13 protein-coding genes are annotated in these 16,065 nt (G+C 54.4%); 5 read left to right on the top strand and 8 right to left on the bottom strand.

Features of this window, described 5'->3' with window-relative positions; translation table 11 throughout:
• Positions 1-121 precede the first annotated feature (121 nt).
• The 3 genes from AC4PCC_RS11425 to bhsA form a co-directional block, all read right to left on the bottom strand.
• Positions 122-523: an H-NS family histone-like protein gene (locus AC4PCC_RS11425; RefSeq protein WP_067710373.1), complete on the bottom strand. Its 402-nt coding sequence runs from the start codon at positions 521-523 to the stop codon at positions 122-124.
• Between the two features lie 609 nt (positions 524-1,132).
• Positions 1,133-3,172 (bottom strand): choline transporter, encoded by a 2,040-nt coding sequence (locus tag AC4PCC_RS11420; RefSeq protein WP_492124588.1) that lies wholly within the window; start codon positions 3,170-3,172, stop codon positions 1,133-1,135.
• A gap of 745 nt (positions 3,173-3,917) precedes the next feature.
• A complete protein-coding gene (gene bhsA / locus AC4PCC_RS11415) occupies positions 3,918-4,172 on the bottom strand; it encodes a multiple stress resistance protein BhsA (RefSeq protein ID WP_492124587.1) in 255 nt (84 codons plus the stop codon).
• A 305-nt stretch (positions 4,173-4,477) separates the two neighbouring features.
• Between bhsA and AC4PCC_RS11410 the strand changes: the two genes are divergently transcribed.
• Both AC4PCC_RS11410 and msrA read left to right on the top strand, forming a co-directional pair.
• Positions 4,478-5,137 (top strand): TetR/AcrR family transcriptional regulator, encoded by a 660-nt coding sequence (locus AC4PCC_RS11410; protein WP_492124586.1) that lies wholly within the window; start codon positions 4,478-4,480, stop codon positions 5,135-5,137.
• Positions 5,138-5,150: 13 nt separating this feature from the next.
• Positions 5,151-5,681 (top strand): peptide-methionine (S)-S-oxide reductase MsrA, encoded by a 531-nt coding sequence (gene msrA, locus AC4PCC_RS11405; protein WP_492124585.1) that lies wholly within the window; start codon positions 5,151-5,153, stop codon positions 5,679-5,681.
• A gap of 49 nt (positions 5,682-5,730) precedes the next feature.
• Here msrA and AC4PCC_RS11400 read toward each other — a convergent pair whose 3' ends face one another.
• Positions 5,731-6,957 carry an MFS transporter gene (locus AC4PCC_RS11400; RefSeq protein WP_492127499.1) on the bottom strand — a complete coding sequence of 409 codons (1,227 nt, stop codon included), beginning with the start codon at positions 6,955-6,957 and terminating at the stop codon, positions 5,731-5,733.
• A 237-nt stretch (positions 6,958-7,194) separates the two neighbouring features.
• On the opposite strand from AC4PCC_RS11400, the gene AC4PCC_RS11395 reads away from it, so the two are divergent.
• From AC4PCC_RS11395 to bioD, 3 genes are all read left to right on the top strand, one after another.
• A complete protein-coding gene (locus AC4PCC_RS11395; protein ID WP_492124584.1) occupies positions 7,195-8,088 on the top strand; it encodes a LysR family transcriptional regulator in 894 nt (297 codons plus the stop codon).
• A 134-nt stretch (positions 8,089-8,222) separates the two neighbouring features.
• On the top strand, positions 8,223-9,440 hold the full coding sequence (gene mlc, locus AC4PCC_RS11390) for a sugar metabolism global transcriptional regulator Mlc (protein WP_492124583.1): 1,218 nt from the start codon (positions 8,223-8,225) through the stop codon (positions 9,438-9,440).
• Positions 9,441-9,604: 164 nt separating this feature from the next.
• Positions 9,605-10,270, top strand: coding sequence for a dethiobiotin synthase (bioD, locus tag AC4PCC_RS11385; protein WP_492124582.1), 666 nt, complete (start codon positions 9,605-9,607; stop codon positions 10,268-10,270).
• 2,136 nt (positions 10,271-12,406) lie between these two features.
• Here bioD and osmV read toward each other — a convergent pair.
• The 4 genes from osmV to AC4PCC_RS11365 form a co-directional block, all read right to left on the bottom strand.
• Positions 12,407-13,543 (bottom strand): osmoprotectant ABC transporter ATP-binding protein OsmV, encoded by a 1,137-nt coding sequence (osmV, locus tag AC4PCC_RS11380; RefSeq protein WP_492124581.1) that lies wholly within the window; start codon positions 13,541-13,543, stop codon positions 12,407-12,409.
• Positions 13,543-14,190 (bottom strand): osmoprotectant ABC transporter permease OsmW, encoded by a 648-nt coding sequence (gene osmW / locus AC4PCC_RS11375; RefSeq protein WP_067702166.1) that lies wholly within the window; start codon positions 14,188-14,190, stop codon positions 13,543-13,545. The genes osmV and osmW overlap by 1 nt, the downstream gene beginning before the upstream one ends.
• A 9-nt stretch (positions 14,191-14,199) precedes the next feature.
• Positions 14,200-15,081, bottom strand: a complete 882-nt coding sequence (locus AC4PCC_RS11370; protein WP_492127498.1) for a glycine betaine ABC transporter substrate-binding protein — start codon at positions 15,079-15,081, stop codon at positions 14,200-14,202.
• Positions 15,082-15,147: 66 nt separating this feature from the next.
• Positions 15,148-15,864 (bottom strand): ABC transporter permease, encoded by a 717-nt coding sequence (locus AC4PCC_RS11365; RefSeq protein ID WP_492124580.1) that lies wholly within the window; start codon positions 15,862-15,864, stop codon positions 15,148-15,150.
• Between the last annotated feature and the right edge of the window lie 201 nt (positions 15,865-16,065).

The raw sequence follows: 16,065 nt of genomic DNA, 5'->3' as shown, positions 1-16,065 counted from the left end.
CAACAGGGATGGCGTAATGAAAGCTGGAAAATATAACAGGGCAGGGGAATAGTGGGACAACGCAGGCAGAGTATACAGCAGAAACTCACCGCGCCAGCCGGGCCAGCGCGGTGTCAGAAGATTAAATCAGGAAATCTTCCAGTTTTTTACCCTGGTCAAGCGCCTGCTTAATTATTGCTGGCGTACGGCCCTGACCGGTCCATGATTTAGTTTCGCCATTCTCATCCTTGTACTGGTATTTCGCTGGACGAGGTGCACGCTTAGAACGTGATTTGCCGGAGGTATTCTCGGCTGACGTCAGTTCGCTTAAATCGATGCCGTCGTCTAATAGCATCTGGCGATATTTTGCCAGTTTTTCTTCTTTTTCTTTGATTTCAGAAGCGATGGCGGCTTCTGCATCACGGCGTTCGTTAACGACCGCTTCTAGCTTTTCCAGCATCTCTTCCAGTTCAGATAATGAAACTTCACGAGCCTGAGCACGAAGGGTTCGAATGTTATTTAGTACTTTCAGAGTTTCGCTCATAAAGGGATCCGTAGTGTTAGAGTGGTTTAAAATTAATCAGTGTACGTTTCGGAAACCAGTGTACAGGCAAATTCGGCGGTTAAAAACACCTAAATATAAAAAATAGCGATTTTATTTTATTTATTTTGCTTTTTTGCCATTCTCCAGCCGAACGGGGGAGGCTAATTAGAGCCTCATTGTTAAGAACATTCCTGGTGACCATGGATAAAAGAAGATGGTGAAAGCATAAATCCGGCGAAGGATTTCCTCATTCCCCCTATCGAAAAGCGCAATAGCAGGACGCTTATTCACCCTCCGGGTCAACATGACGCATTATTATCTGAGAGTCTTGCAGACAATCTGCACAGCGTTTTTTAAATCAGCGCAACCGCTCACTCCGCTGATGGGTTACGACCGACAATGCTAAATTTTAATAAAGACAGCTTAAAAAAAGGTCATCATTTTTAACTGATATTATTAGTTACAACATACTGTAAGCGAAGAAACACAGCGCGTTGCTTCAATATACAGCCCATCTTCACTCGGTAGTTGCTGAAAATACCGTTCAGGCATCACCACAAAAAAAGGGCCAGACCTGAAGTCTGACCCTTATGATTTAACACCGGTTAATTATGCCTCGGGGAAGGGCATTGAGTTACCGGGTGCTTCACGGTGAATATGCAGGAAGGTCAGGTGACGCTCGTACTGATCGAGAATGTCATTAATCACCTGCTCTTTGGTGTAGTCCATCAGATCGTTACCCTGCGTACCTTCCAGCAGGAAGGTCTCAAGCCGGAAATAGTCTGACTTACCGCTGCGGGCGCGGTAGGTAAAGGCCGGCACCGAATAACGTTGCGGCCAGATCTGGTACAGGAAACTCTGCTCCTCGCCGAGATTGACCAGCATCTCAAGATGGTTCAGACGTTCGTCTTCCAGCGGAGGCAACTCACTGACCTGTACCTGGGCGCCGCGGCGCTCCAGCTCAACCGCCACCTCTTCCATCGCCGGGCGACAGACGTTATCCAGCATCTTTTTCGTATGGGTGCTGCCCGGATAGTTCATCACGCGTGAAATGCGCTGTTTCCAGTTAAGGCGATCCTCACGTGACACCGGCACCGGTGGCGTGCTGACCGCGCTGCTGGCCCGACGGTGATCTTCCACCTTCAGAGACTTATACAGCCCGGCCATCACAAAGAAGATCACAAAGCTAAAGGGCAGGCCCATAATCACCGTGGTCTTCTGCAGGGCGCTCACGCCATTTACCATCAGCATGCTGAGCGTCAGCAGTCCAATAGCGATTGACCAGAAGATACGTATCCAGTTGGGGGCATCGTTATTGATATCGCTCAGCTGTGACGTAAAGTTACCCAGCACCAGCGAACCTGAATCCGCCGAGGTGACATAGAACAGCAGGCCGGTGATCGTGGCGACCGAAGCACTAAAGGTAAACGCCGGATACTGTGCCAGCAGGCTGTAAAAACCGCGCTCCGGGTGCGCCAGCGTTTCCTGGGCCAGCGCCAGATTACCGTGAATAATTTCATTCAGCGCGCTGTTGCCAAAGACAGACAGCCACAGCAGGGTGAAAATAAAGGGTATGGTAAGCGTACCGACCACAAACTGACGAATGGTTCTTCCGCGTGAAATACGGGCGAGGAACAGGCCCACAAACGGCGACCAGGCAACCCACCAGGCCCAGAAGAACAGCGTCCAGTTGTTCATCCATTCGGTTGGGCGATCGAAGGCGAAGCTGTTCAGCGTCATGCTCATAAAGCGGCTAATATAGTCGCCCACGTTCAGCACCAGTGCATTAAGCAGGAAGCTGGTATCGCCCATAAACAGCACAAAAAGAATCAGCCCCAGCGCCAGCAGCACGTTTATCTCTGACAGGATACGTATACCCTTGTTCACGCCGGAGGTCACCGAGATGGTCGCCATAATCACCGATAGCGCAATCAGCCCGGCCTGCGCCGTTAAGCCTTCAGGGACGTCAAACAGTACCTTCAGGCCGTAGTTAAGCTGTACCACCCCAATCCCCAGCGTCGTGGCGATACCAAAAATGGTGCCCACCACGGCGGCGATATCCACGGAGTGGCCGATCGGCCCGTTAATACGTTTACCAAAGATAGGGTAGAGCGCAGAGCGAATGGTCAGCGGCAGCCCATAGCGGTAGCTGAAGTAGCCCAGCGCGATGCCCATCAGGGCGTACATTGCCCAGCCGGTCAGGCCGTAGTGGAACAGCGTCCAGACCATCGCCTGTCGCGCGGCTTCCATCGTCTGGCCCTGGCCTTCCGGCGGCATCATATATTGCGTGACGGGTTCGGCGACGGAGAAAAACATCAGGTCGATACCGATCCCCGCAGCGAACAGCATCGCGGCCCAACTCATCAGGCTAAATTCTGGTTTTGACTGTTCCGGCCCCAGCTTAATTGAGCCAAATCGTGAGGCGGCGATGGCTACCACAAATACGATATATACCGTCGCGGCCAGCAGGTAATACCAGCCGAAAGTGGCGGAAACCCACGCCAGCGTTTTATTAATCCAGCGGTCGGCAAAATCGGTAAAAAGAATGGTGGTCACTGAGAAAAGCAGGATCAGGGCGGCGGAAGTATAAAAAACCACCGGGTTAATGCGGTCCTGCTGTGGCTTTTTAGGTAATTCTGTCGTCGGCATATCGTCTCCGAAAATTGCACAAGGAGTATCCCGATCTTCGCAAAGCGTCCCTTAGCGCATACTGGGAAAAAGGCCGTATATCCGCTAATTACACTGGGGAAGGTATCAGGTGTAATTTTCTTGATGATAATGAGTAAGTTAATTCATATTTCTACTGCCCCCGGCGAGTGAAGTTTCATTTATAATCCACTATCATAGGTTTTATTGATTGAGCATTCAATTAAAAATAATTTCACACTCGTTTACCGCTAAATACCATCATGAGTGGTGGGGTTTTATTAGCGGACAGAACAGTATAGAAGACAAATAGAAGACCAGTGAAATTTATAATGGGAAGGGTAATTATTATCTGAGCGCTGGAGGTATTTTATTCGTGTGCGACGGACAACGGCTAAAATAATGCCGCCATAACGTCTCCGTATGGCGGCTGGCAGAAAGATAATCATGATTTAAGGATGGCGGTGCCATACAGGCTGCTGTGGCCAGAGGTCAAAATGATGCATAAAGATCATGTGCCCGCCAGTACCGGCTTCTCCGAGAGCTGTACTCCTAATGGCGTCAGGCTGGTGCTGCCGGTCGAGATGACGCCCGTATCCTGCTGACCGGTGGGAGTGCTTTCAACTAAATGAGCCGCGACTCCGTTAAAGGAGGCTAAGCCCAGCACAAGCGCAGCTGCTGTCATAATCTTTTTCATCATCAAGCCTTATCGGTTCTGTATTGTGAATCACAGGCAACGACGTGATGGTTACTGGTAAATAACGGCCGTGGCATGCATACGATTATTGCCGGTGGTTGACGTGATGCGAAATGCCGATGCACCTGCGGCGTCCGCTTTAGCAGACAGCCGTGATTCCAGCGTTGAGAGATTACTCCCCGAGGCGGACACCACGCCAATGGCCTGCTGATTGCCGGGCTGTGAGCCCACAATGTCGGCGGCAAAACTGCCGAAGGAAACGGTCGCCAGTAGCAGGGCGGCCAGGGTGATTGTGCGGTTTTTCATGGTCTGTTCTCGTGTATGTTTAATGTTATTAAGGGTGTTGAGCGCTATTAGTTAACGATCAATAACTAAATGCTAGGCTCGTTAAAGGCCTCCGTCAATGCTATTTTATTATCGTTCGTTAATTAATTTGATAAGCATCTGATTAGATTGTTTTTAAAGTGACCATTTTTTTATTTCTCAGCGCAGTGTTTTCGAGAGGTGACGTCGTCAGGCGGCGACAGAACGCGGCCCTCGACAGCGAGGGGGAATGTTTTTATAATGATCGGTAATTTATTTCATGCTGCCGATAAGCTAAGAGAGGAGCTATGACCGAACGGGAAATCTGCGCGCCGAAAAGTCGGGGTAGACCCAAGACCTTTGATCGTCAGGCAGCACTGGATAAAGCCCTGGATCTGTTCTGGCGTCATGGGTATGAAGCGACCTCTCTGTCTGACCTGGTCGACGCAACGGGCGCCAAGGCACCCACGCTTTATGCGGAATTTACCAATAAAGAGGGTTTATTCCGCGCCGTGGTCGATCGCTATATTGAAATCTATGGTGTTCAGCGTCAGGACGCGCTTTCCTGCCCGGAAAGCAGCGTCGCGCAGGGAATTGAGCGCTATTTCCGCTCAACGGCCGCCTGCTTTACCGACGGTAAAAATCCCGCGGGCTGTTTTTTTATTTGCACCTCAACGGCGCTCTCCGCTGACTCCGCTGCCGTAGCGGATATGCTACGCTCACGGCATAAAAATCTGGAAAATCAGCTAAAAGCCTTTCTGCTCTCGCGCCAGGCCAGCGGTGAACTGGACGCGCAGACCGATATTTCTGCGCTGACAACCTTTCTGGGATGCATCTTACAGGGCATGTCGGTTCAGGCGCGCGAAGGGGCCACTCGCCACCAACTGGATAGTATTATTGCTACTCTTATGCTGCAATGGCCCGTACTGAGCCGAACAGGCTGCGATAAAGCCATTGTCGAAAACTAAATAAGGAGTTTTGATGACAACTGAATACGCAATCATCGCCGGAGGCTGTTTCTGGTGCACCGAGGCCGTTTTTAAACAGATTAACGGCGTTGTTTCAGTCGAAAGCGGCTATATTGGCGGCCACGTTGCTAATCCGACCTATCGCCAGGTGTGCAACGGTGATACCGGTCATGCAGAGGCCATCCGCCTTGGTTTCGACCCGGAAAAAATCAGCTATGGCGATCTGCTGGACATCAGCTTTGCCACGCACGATCCAACTCAGCTTAATCGCCAGGGTAACGATATCGGCCCGCAGTATCGTTCGGCTATTTTCCCGCTGAATGAGGCGCAGGCTATCGAAGCTAAAGCCGCCATTGCGCGTGCGCAGCTGGATAACAGCGACCCGATTGTGACGACGGTTGAAGCGGCGACGGAGTGGTATCCGGCTGAAGATTATCACCAGAACTACTGGGCTGGCGAAGGTCAGGAGAATCGCTACTGCATGGCAGTGATCCCTCCAAAACTGCAGAAGCTGAAGAAGCGCTTCGCCGATCGTACCCTGTAATTCGTTGTAACCGGGCAGCAGGCACGTGGCCTGCTGCCTGCTTTTATTTCTAAACAGCCTGACTTCTTAAACGCATACCTACCGCCAGCGCGACGGCGAGTAACAGAATAATAAACCCTGCAATGCCATTCCAGCCGAAGTGATGCCAGAAAACCCCTCCCAGCGTGCCTGCCAGACTCGAACCCAAATAGTAGCTAAAGAGATAAAGCGAAGATGCCTGGCCTTTAGCCCGCCTGGCTCGTGGGCCGATCCAGCCGCTGGCCACCGAATGGGCAGCAAAAAAGCCTGCGGCAAAGATCATCATACCGAGGCAAATCAGCCACATGTTGCTGAACAGGGTGATCGCCGCACCAGATAGCATCATTGAGGTTGAAAAAAGTAGCACGCTGGCGCGGCCATATTTGGCGGTCATTGCGCCCGCCTTAGGCGAGCTCCACGTCCCGGTCAGATAGACCACCGACAGCAGACCGACAATGGCCTGGCTGAGCGAATAGGGCGGAGCCAGCAGACGGTAGCCAATATAGTTAAACAGGGTGACAAATGCCCCCATCAGCAGGAAACCCTCGGCGAAAAGCAGGGGTAAGCCGCTGTCGCGCCAGTGGAGCCGAAAGTTAATAAACAGACTGCGTGGCCTGAGGGAAGCGGGACGGAAATGGCGCGATGGCGGCAGGATTTTCCAGAACATCAGCGCCGAACCGAGCGCGAAACAGCCAATCACCGCCAGCGCGACCCGCCATGAGCTGAAATCGGTGATCACCCCACTCAGCAGACGGCCACTCATCCCGCCAATCGAGTTACCGCTGATATACAGGCCCATTGAGAACGCCACGACGCTGGGGTGGATCTCCTCACTCAGATAGGTCATTCCTACGGCAGCGACGCCGCTCAGCGCCAAACCGGTCAGCGCCCGCATAATCAGAATGCCGTGCCAGCTGCTCATGGTGGCCGAAATCAGGGTAAAGATCGCCGCCAGCAGCAGGGCGGTGACCATCACCGACTTACGGCCAATGGCGTCAGAGAGCGGACCGGTGATCAGCAACCCCAGTGCCAGAAGGGCAGTGGAAATGGAGAGCGAGATACTGCTGGCGGCGGGAGAAATGGCAAACTCCTGCGAAAGCACCGGCAGTATTGGCTGTACGCAGTAAAGCAGGGCGAACGTCGCCAGACCGGCAGAGAAAAGCGCCAGCGTAACGCGCATAAACTGTGGCGTGCCGCGTTTAATATAGAGATTAACGCCCCGGGTCGCAGCCGGTGTAGCATCTCCACCCGCATTTATTTTTGCGGCATGAGGAGGGTAACCGGTGCTGCCAACTGGTTGAGGGGCCACGGATGCGTCGTTATCGGGCCGGGTATTAACCGCAGCAGGGCAATCGTCGCTGCCCTGACCGGCGGTGTGAGATAAATGATTCACTGCTATTCCCTGATTTTTGAATGAAGGTTCACGGCTTTTACTTTATTGAGCTATTAATATGATGTCTAATATATTAATAATCTCAAATGATACATATAACCTATGAATATTGAGCTGCGACATCTGCGCTATTTTATCGCCGTTGCTGAAGAGCTGCATTTTGGCCGTGCCGCGCAGCGGCTAAACATTTCTCAACCGCCTCTGAGCCAACAGATCCAGATTCTGGAACAGCAGACGGGTGCACGTCTGCTTGCGCGCACTAATCGCAGCGTACAACTGACGGCGGCAGGCGCTCAGTTTCTGATTGATGCCCGCCAGATTATGGAGAGCGTTACGCAGGCGGCAGATAAAGCCCAGCGGCTGCATAACGGACATGAAGGAGTACTGCGCATTGGCTTTACCTCTTCAGCGCCTTTTATTACCGCGGTTTCCGAGGCGCTGTTCGCCTTTCGTCAGCGCTTCCCGCAGGTACATATTCAGATGCAGGAGATCAATACGCGCCAGCAGCTCGACCCGCTGCTAAAGGGGCGTCTTGATCTGGGTGTGATGCGCAATACGCCGCTGCCTGACAGGTTGCAACATCAGCTTATGCTGCGCGAACCCCTGTGTGCGGTCGTGCATCGTGCCCACCGGCTGGCGAACCAGCCGCGTATTTCGATAACCCAGCTGGCGAAGGAACCCTTTGTTTTTTTTGACCCACAGGTCGGCACCGCACTGTATTCCGAAATTCTCAGGCTGCTGGCACAGTACGGCATCGTGCCTGATATTGCCCAGGAAGTGGGGGAGGCCATGACTATCCTCGGCCTGGTGGCTACCGGTCTGGGCGTATCGCTTCTTCCTGCCTCGTTTCGACGAGTACAGCTGGAGGATATTTGTTGGATACCGCTCCATGAAGAGGATGCCTGGACCGAAATGTGGCTGGTATGGTCGGCTAAACGGGAGCTGAGCGCGCCAATTGAACAGATGAAAGCACTGCTTTTACAGCATGAAAACTGATATTTGGCCTGCTGTACGGCACCTTTATGTGCAGCCAGTCACAATTCCAGCCAAATATTTGACGCCAACATTTAAGTGTTTCACCATGCCCCAAAGGTTTATTTTGAGGCGCGAAAATAAGTGTGAGCGGGAGCATGATAATGGAGGGTCAGCCTGGTCATATCGATCGGATTAAACAGATTAACGCCGGGGCGGTGTACCGCCTTATTGACCGTTTTGGCCCAATATCGCGTATCGATCTCTCCCGCGAGGCCCGCCTTGCGCCTGCCAGTATCACAAAAATCGTGCGCGAAATGCTTGAAGCCCATCTGGTGCAGGAAACCGAGTTTGAAGAGGCCGGCAGCCGGGGACGGCCCGCAATTGGCCTGATCCTTGACACCGTTGCCTGGCATCACCTCGCGGTCCGGATTGGCAAGGGGGAGATGACCCTGGCCCTGCGCGATCTCAGCAGCAGGCTGGTGGTGGAAGAGCAGCGTCCACTGCCCGCCGACGCGGATGAACCGCTACTGACTCGAATTATTGTCGAAATAGACGCCTTTTTTATCCGCCATCAGCATCGGCTTGAAAGGCTGACCGCCATCGCGATCACCCTGCCGGGGATTCTGGATGTGAAGCGGGGCATTGTGCATCGAATGCCTTATTATTCGATCAACGATATGCCGCTTGGCCCGGCCTTAGAGCAACGCACCGGCCTGCCGGTCTATATGCAGCATGATATCTGTGCCTGGACGCTGGCGGAGGCGTTGTTTGGTGCGTCTCGTCATACGAAGGACGTTATTCAGGTGGTTATCGATCACAATGTCGGAGCCGGGGTGATTACCGGCGGGCAGATGCTGCATGGAGGCAGCAGCACGCTGGTTGAGATAGGGCATACGCAGGTCGATCCTTATGGGCAACAGTGCTACTGCGGCAACCATGGCTGTCTGGAAACGGTAGCCAGCACCACGGCCATGCTCGAGCTGGCCGCCCAGCGGATGCGCACCACACCGCACTCCACTTTGCATCAGCAGCCTCTGACCCTCGATTCCCTGTGCGATGCGGCGCTGGCCGGTGATACGCTCGCCCGGGACGTTATTATTGATATGGGTCACAGCGTGGGGCGCATTCTGGCCATCATGGTTAATCTGTTCAATCCGCAAAAAATCCTGATTGGCTCACCGCTTAATCGCGCCATGGAAATTCTCCATCCGGCGATCGCAGACTGCATTCGGCGCCAGTCTTTACCCGATTACAGCAACAGGATCAGCTTGGAGCCCACGCATTTTCACAATACCGGTACGATGCCCGGCGCCGCGCTGGTCAAGGATGCTCTCTATAACGGTACGCTGCTGGTAAAACTGTTGCAGGGCTAATGATTGTCCCCCGCCGTTTAAGACCGGATTTAACGTATTGATTACGCGTAATGATAAAATATTGCGCTAACGCAAGCCTTGCTGTTTTACCCTGCCTTAATATGCCCGCACGAAATGTTAATAATTATTTGTCATTTGGTCGGTAGCGACCTGCGGAGCTGAACATGTTGAAGCGTTTATTTGTTACGGGTACGGATACAGAAGTCGGTAAAACAGTGGTCAGCCGTGCTCTTCTGCAAAAACTGGCGGAAGGGAATAAACGTACCGTCGGCTATAAGCCCGTGGCGAAGGGAAGTCAGCAAACGGCAGAGGGTGTACGTAATAAAGATGCGCTGATCCTGCAGGCCTCTTCTTCGGTTCAACTACCCTATGTGGTGATTAACCCTATAACGCTGCTGGAGGACGAGATCAGTACCAGCCGCGATGCATCAATTGATTATCCTAAGCTGAGTCAGGGGCTGTCTTCGTTGGCCGGGCAGGTGGATCACGTTGTGGTAGAGGGAACCGGCGGCTGGCTCAGCCTGATGAACGATTTGCGACCGCTTTCTGCGTGGGCGGTAACGGAGAGGCTGCCGGTGGTTATGGTGGTGGGCATTAAGCTGGGCTGCGTCAGTCACGCATTGCTGACGGCGCAGGCGATCGCTAACGACGGGCTGCCGCTGCTGGGTTGGGTGGCAAACCGCATTAACCCTGGGCTGGCGCATTACGCGGAGATTATTGCGGTGCTGGAGGAGAAAATCCCCGCTCCGCTGCTGGGCGAGCTTCCTTATCTTCCCCGGGCGGAGGGAAGAGATCTGGCGAAATATATCGATTTAAGCCCGCTGCGGTGACAGGGCTCTGTGGTGTTTGCAGGAAGGTCAAAACCCGCTCCGATGACAGGGCTGTGGTGTTTGCAGGAAGGCCAAAACCGGCTCCGGTGACAGGGCTCTGTGGTTTTTGCAGGAAGGTCAAAACCTGCTCCGGTGACAGGGCTATGTTGCGGGTCAGAACGCCGGGACGCCGTAAACCCCTCCCTGGGGGCTTCACTGCCGCATCCCTGCGGCAGAGACCCGGCTTATCTGCTCCGCAACACCGCCTTCTGGCTGCGGCGTGGGCTGCGGGTTCTCTGGCAGTGGTTAAGGTCAAAACCTGATCCGATCATGACAGCCTTATCTGTCGAAAATGTTGTAAGCCGGAGCCGGACATGAAGAGGTTTTTAACAGCGACGACGTAGCCCGAGGCCAGGCGGGGACCGTTGGCTTAGCGGACCGTCGAGCGCAGGGATGCGCGAGCCGAGCCCACACGGATGTGCCTGCGGCGTGTCCGCGTGACAAGGGTCCCCGCAGGGCTTTGCACCGTATCATCGCAATGACAGCAAACGTTACAGATGCCAGCCAGATCAAAACCCGCCCAGTAACACAGCTATGTTGTTTGCAGGCAGGTTAAAACCTGCCCGGTGACAGGGCTATGTTGCGGGTCAGAACGCCGGGGCGCCGTAAACCCATCCCTGGGGGCTTCACTGCCGCATCCCTGCGGCAGAGACCCGGCTTATCTGCTCCGCAACACCGCCTTCTGGCTGCGGAATGGTCTGCGGGTTCTTTGGCAGTGGCTAAAGTCAAAACCTGCTCCGATCATGACAGCGTTATCTGTCGAAAATGTAGTAAGCCGGGGCCGGACGTGGTGGGGTTATTAGCAGCGACAAAACGGCCTGAGGCCAGGCGGGGACCGTTGGCTGAGCGGACCGTCGAGCGCAGGGATGCGCGAGCCGAGCCCACACGGATGTGCTTGCGGTGTGTCCGCGTGACAAGGGTCCCCGCAGGGCTTTGCACTGCATCACCGCAATGACAGCAAACGTCACAGATGCCAGCCAGGTCAAAACCCGCACTGGTGATGGGGCTATATTGTTTGCATGAAGGTTAAAACCGGCCCGGCGACAGGGCTATGTTGCGGGTCAGAACGCCGGGACGCCGTAAACCCGTCCGTGGGGGCTTCACTGCCGCATCCCTGCGGCAGAGACCCGGCTTATCTGCTCCGCAACACCGCCTTCTGGCTGCGGAATGGGCTGTTAATTTATTGATGCAGGCCAGGGTCAGAATCTGATTCAGTGGCATTCCTTTGATATGGGCCTTAAGGTCAAAACCACTCCCGACCAGGAAGATATTATCTGTCGAAAGTTTTGTAACCCGCGGCAGGATGTGAAGAGCTTTTTAACAGCGACGACGTAGCCTGAGGCCAGGCGGGGACCGTTGGCTGAGCGGACCGTCGAGCGCAGGGATGCGCGAGCCGAGCCCACACGGACGTGCTTGTGGCGTGTCCGCGTGACAACGGTTCCCGCAGGGCTTTGCACCCCATCACCGCAATGACAGTAAACGTCACAGGTGCCAGCCAGGTCAAAACCTGCCCGGTGACAGGGCTATGTTGCGGGTCAGAACGCCGGGGCGCCGTAAACCCATCCCTGGGGGCTTCACTGCCGCATCCCTGCGGCAGAGACCCGGCTTATCTGCTCCGCAACACCGCCTTCTGGCTGCGGAATGGGCTGTTAATTTATTGATGCAGACCAGGGTCAGAATCTGATTCAGTGGCATGCCTTTGATATGCGCCTGAAAGTCAAAACCACTCCCGACCGGGGAGATGTTATCTGTCGACAGCTATGTAGGCCGGGCCGGACGTGGGGGGGGTTTTAACAGCGACGACGTAGCCTGAGGCCAGGCGGGGACCGTTGGCTTAGCGCACCGTCGAGCGCAGGGATGCGCGAGCCGAGCCCACACGGACGTGCCTGCGGCGTGTCCGCGTGACAACGGTCCCCGCAGGGCTTTGCACCGCGTCACCGCAATGACAGCAAACGTCACCGATGCCAGTCTGGACATGGAGAAGCTGGGACAACGTAGCCTGAGGACAGGCGGTGACCGCTGGGGTAGGTGATTCTTCCCTGGGCCAGCATCCCTGCTGGCACCACAGAACGTACGCCGGAGCAGCACCCGGCGCGGTTACGCCTGGTTCAACGCGCGGCGGGTGCGGCCTGAACTGAGATAGTCGGCGATATAATCCTGGGAAATCTCACCGCTATAGCGTCCCTCTTCATCAACGATCGGCATCCACACCAGATTATGCTCGTAAAGCTTGGAAAGCACCACGCGCAGATTCTCCTCGGCGCGGCCGGTAACGGTGAATTTGTTCAGCTTCTCAATGCACTCACCGCTGGCACCGCGCGCTTCACGACGCTTAACAAAGCCCAGCGGCTTGCCGTCATCATCAACAACGGTAATTGAACGCAGATCGTTATCATCCATCATGCCGAAGGCTTCCGCCAGCGGCGTGGTTTTCTTCGCTGTTATCGTTGGCTGCTGATCGGTCACGTCCCCCGCCTGCACCAGTAACAACCGCTTGAGGGTACGGTCCTGACCGACAAAGGAGCCGACAAATTCGTTCGCCGGTTTCGCCAGCAGCTCGTCGGGACTGGCGCACTGCACAATTTTGCCCTGGCCAAACACCGCAATGCGATCGCCCAGCTTTAGTGCTTCATCAATATCATGGCTGACCAGCATCACCGTCTTGCGAAGCTGACGCTGCATATCCAAAAACTCGTTCTGAATAGACTCTCGGTTAATCGGGTCAACGGCTCCGAAAGGCTCATCCATCAGCAACACCGGTGGATCGGCTGCCAGCGCACGGATCACCCCGATACGCTGCTGCTGCCCGCCGGATAACTCACGAGGGTAGCGATGCAGGAAGGTTTTCGGATCCAGCGCGACCATGCTCATCAGCTCGCAGGCACGTTCACGACAGCGCTTCTTATCCCAGCCCAGCATACGCGGCACCACGGTAATATTGTCTTCGATGGTCATATTCGGGAACAGACCAATCTGCTGAATAACGTAGCCAATATTACGACGCAGCGTGACGGTATCCAGCCCGCTGGTGTCCTCGCCGTTAATTAAAATTTTTCCGCTGGTGGAGGAAATCAGGCGATTAATCATCTTCAGCGTGGTGCTTTTGCCACAGCCGGAAGGACCGAGCAGAACGCACATCTCACCTTCCGGCACGTTGAGGCTGACATTATCAACCGCGTTAAAGGTAGTGCCTTTCTGGGTAAAGGTTTTGGTCAGATTTTCCAGTTTTATCATTATCGTATCCCTCTGGGTGTCAGGGCCAGCTGCAGACGGTGCAGCAGCCAGTCGAGAATAATGGCCAGCAGGCAGATCATCAGCGCACCGGTAATCAGCATACGGAGATCGCTGCCGCTGATGCCGTTAAGCAGCAACAGGCCCAGCCCACCCGCGCCGATCACCGCAGCAATCGCCATAACGCCAACGTTCATTACTACGGCAGTACGGATGCCGCCGAAAATCACCGGCAGGGCCATTGGGATTTCCACCCAACGCAGACGCTGCCAGAAGGTCATGCCGATGCCGATGCCCGCCTCGCGCAGGCCGCCGGGAAGGTTTTCCAGCGCCGTATGGGTATTGCGAACAATGGGCAGCAGCGAATAGAGAAAAACCGCCGTGATGGCAGGTACGACGCCGATGCCCTGACCAATCATGGAAAACAGCGGGATCATCAGGCCGAACAGGGCAATCGAGGGAATAGTCAGCACCAGGGTAGCGATGCCCAGCACCGGCGTGGCCAGCCATTTGTAGCGCACAATCAGCACGCCCAGCGGCACGCCAATGATGATAGCCAGTCCAACCGCCAGCACCACCAGCCACAAATGTTGTAGAGTCAGTCCGGCAATATATGACCAGTTATCAATAATATAATGAATCGTGTCCATTCGGGTTCCTTAGATCAGGCCTTTAGATTTCAGGAAATCATTAGCCACCTGTTGGGGAGACTGGTGATCGATATCTACACGCTTATTCATTTCGGTGATCGTCTCGTCGGTAATCTGCGCCGACAGCGTATTCAGCGCATCGGCCAGGCCCGGATGAGCCGCCAGCGCCTGTCGCGTGACGACCGGCGTAATGGCATAGCTTGGGAAGAAGCCCTTATCATCCTTGAGGATCTTAAGATCGAACGCCTTTACGCGCCCGTCGGTGGTATACACCAGGCCCACATTGACAAATCCGTCGCGAATAGCGTTATAAATCAGGCCCGGATCCATCTGGCGGATCTGTGGACGGTCCAGCGGCATCGAATAGGCTTTTTGCAAGGGTTTCAGCCCGTCTGAACGGCCGGCAAACTCAAGATCCAGCCCCAGAAGCCAGTTGTTATCGGGATCGTGCTGACGGACATCTTCAATTTTTGCCGCCAGCTGCGACATAGTATCGATATGGTCACGATCGGCACGCTTGCGGTCCATGGCGAAGGCGTAGGTGTCATTCATCGGAGAAGGATTGAGCCAGATCAGATCCCGTTTTGCATCCAGCCGCCTGACCGTTTCCCACGCCTCATGCGCCGACATCGGTTGAGTAATATGATTAAAAATAATCAGCGAGGTGCCGGTATATTCCCACATCATATCAATCTGTTTATTGATCATCGCATTACGACTAATTGCGGTCGCGATATTGGTTTTAGGCTCGACCTGAAACCCTTTTTTACGCAGGTAGGTAGTGGTGAGTGCGGAAAGAATATGCATCTCGGTAAAGCTTTTGGTCGCCATCACAATCGGCTTTGCAGCCCAGCAGGAGACGGAGGTGGTTAATGCCAGCGTAGCGCTCATTGCCAGCGCGGTGTTGCGGACCCAGCGGGTCAAACAGGCCTTAGCCATTTGGTTTTCCTTTTATTCTTAAACCGCGGCGTGCGGGCTCAGCAGGCGGCCTAGCCCGGCCAGCAGCATATCGAGGATCAGCGCAAAAAGTGCCGTTGCGGCAGCGCCGAGGATAAGCGACGGGAAGTCATTCAGGTAAATACCGGGGAAAATCAGCTCACCGTAGCTGCTGGCACCGATAAGAAATGCCAGCGGGGCGGTGCCGACGTTGATTGCCGTCGCCACGCGGATACCTGAAAGCATAACCGGTAGCGCGTTTGGCAGCTCAACCTGGTACAACCGCTGCCATTTAGTCATGCCAATTCCCTTTGCCGCTTCGGTCAGCGCCGGAGGAACGGAGGTCAGGCCGGAATAGGTGTTGCGAACAATGGGCAGCAGAGAGGCCAGAAACAGCGCCACGACCGCAGGCCGATCGCCAATCCCCACCACAATCATCGCCAGTGCCAGTACGGCAAGGGGCGGCAGGGTATTACCCACGTTAAAAATCTGCATCACATACTCTGCCCAGCCACGGGCAAAGGGGCGGCTGAGTAAGACTCCGCTGGGAATACCGATCAGTAAGGCTAACAGCATCGACCAGAAAACCAGCAGCATATGCTGTTGGCCAAGATAAATCAGATCGACCCGTCTTGACCGAATAGTATCCAGACCCAGCCCGTAAACCAGCAGGCCGACGATCACGGCAATAAAGAGCACGGCAAGTAAGGCACGCCGGGCCAGCGTTGCATTTTGCATAAATTCCACTCTCCCTGATTATAATTAGTGGGTTACCGCGGTGGTAAAACCTTCACCGAGCGCCCATAGCGCGTTAAACCTATAGCAGCATGTACGCAAATGGCAAATTTTATGCATAAAATCATAAGGTTGGTTTTTAAGCAGATTGAGCGTTATTCCTTATAGGGTAGTGTGTTAGCGTCAATAAAAAATTTTCATCGA

The organism is Erwinia sp. L03-1 (assembly GCF_058686115.1).
Note: the sequence above shows the minus strand (reverse complement) of the source record. Positions and strands in the feature narration are given on the sequence as shown.

Excerpts from the sequence above, each read along its gene's own strand:
- AC4PCC_RS11425 (WP_067710373.1), bottom strand. The coding sequence starts at position 523 with ATGAGCGAAACTCTGAAAGTACTAAATAACATTCGAACCCTTCGTGCT.
- AC4PCC_RS11420 (WP_492124588.1), bottom strand. The coding sequence starts at position 3,172 with ATGCCGACGACAGAATTACCTAAAAAGCCACAGCAGGACCGCATTAAC.
- bhsA (WP_492124587.1), bottom strand. The coding sequence starts at position 4,172 with ATGAAAAACCGCACAATCACCCTGGCCGCCCTGCTACTGGCGACCGTT.
- AC4PCC_RS11410 (WP_492124586.1), top strand. The coding sequence starts at position 4,478 with ATGACCGAACGGGAAATCTGCGCGCCGAAAAGTCGGGGTAGACCCAAG.
- msrA (WP_492124585.1), top strand. The coding sequence starts at position 5,151 with ATGACAACTGAATACGCAATCATCGCCGGAGGCTGTTTCTGGTGCACC.
- AC4PCC_RS11395 (WP_492124584.1), top strand. The coding sequence starts at position 7,195 with ATGAATATTGAGCTGCGACATCTGCGCTATTTTATCGCCGTTGCTGAA.
- mlc (WP_492124583.1), top strand. The coding sequence starts at position 8,223 with ATGATAATGGAGGGTCAGCCTGGTCATATCGATCGGATTAAACAGATT.
- bioD (WP_492124582.1), top strand. The coding sequence starts at position 9,605 with ATGTTGAAGCGTTTATTTGTTACGGGTACGGATACAGAAGTCGGTAAA.
- osmV (WP_492124581.1), bottom strand. The coding sequence starts at position 13,543 with ATGATAAAACTGGAAAATCTGACCAAAACCTTTACCCAGAAAGGCACT.
- osmW (WP_067702166.1), bottom strand. The coding sequence starts at position 14,190 with ATGGACACGATTCATTATATTATTGATAACTGGTCATATATTGCCGGA.
- AC4PCC_RS11370 (WP_492127498.1), bottom strand. The coding sequence starts at position 15,081 with ATGAGCGCTACGCTGGCATTAACCACCTCCGTCTCCTGCTGGGCTGCA.
- AC4PCC_RS11365 (WP_492124580.1), bottom strand. The coding sequence starts at position 15,864 with ATGCAAAATGCAACGCTGGCCCGGCGTGCCTTACTTGCCGTGCTCTTT.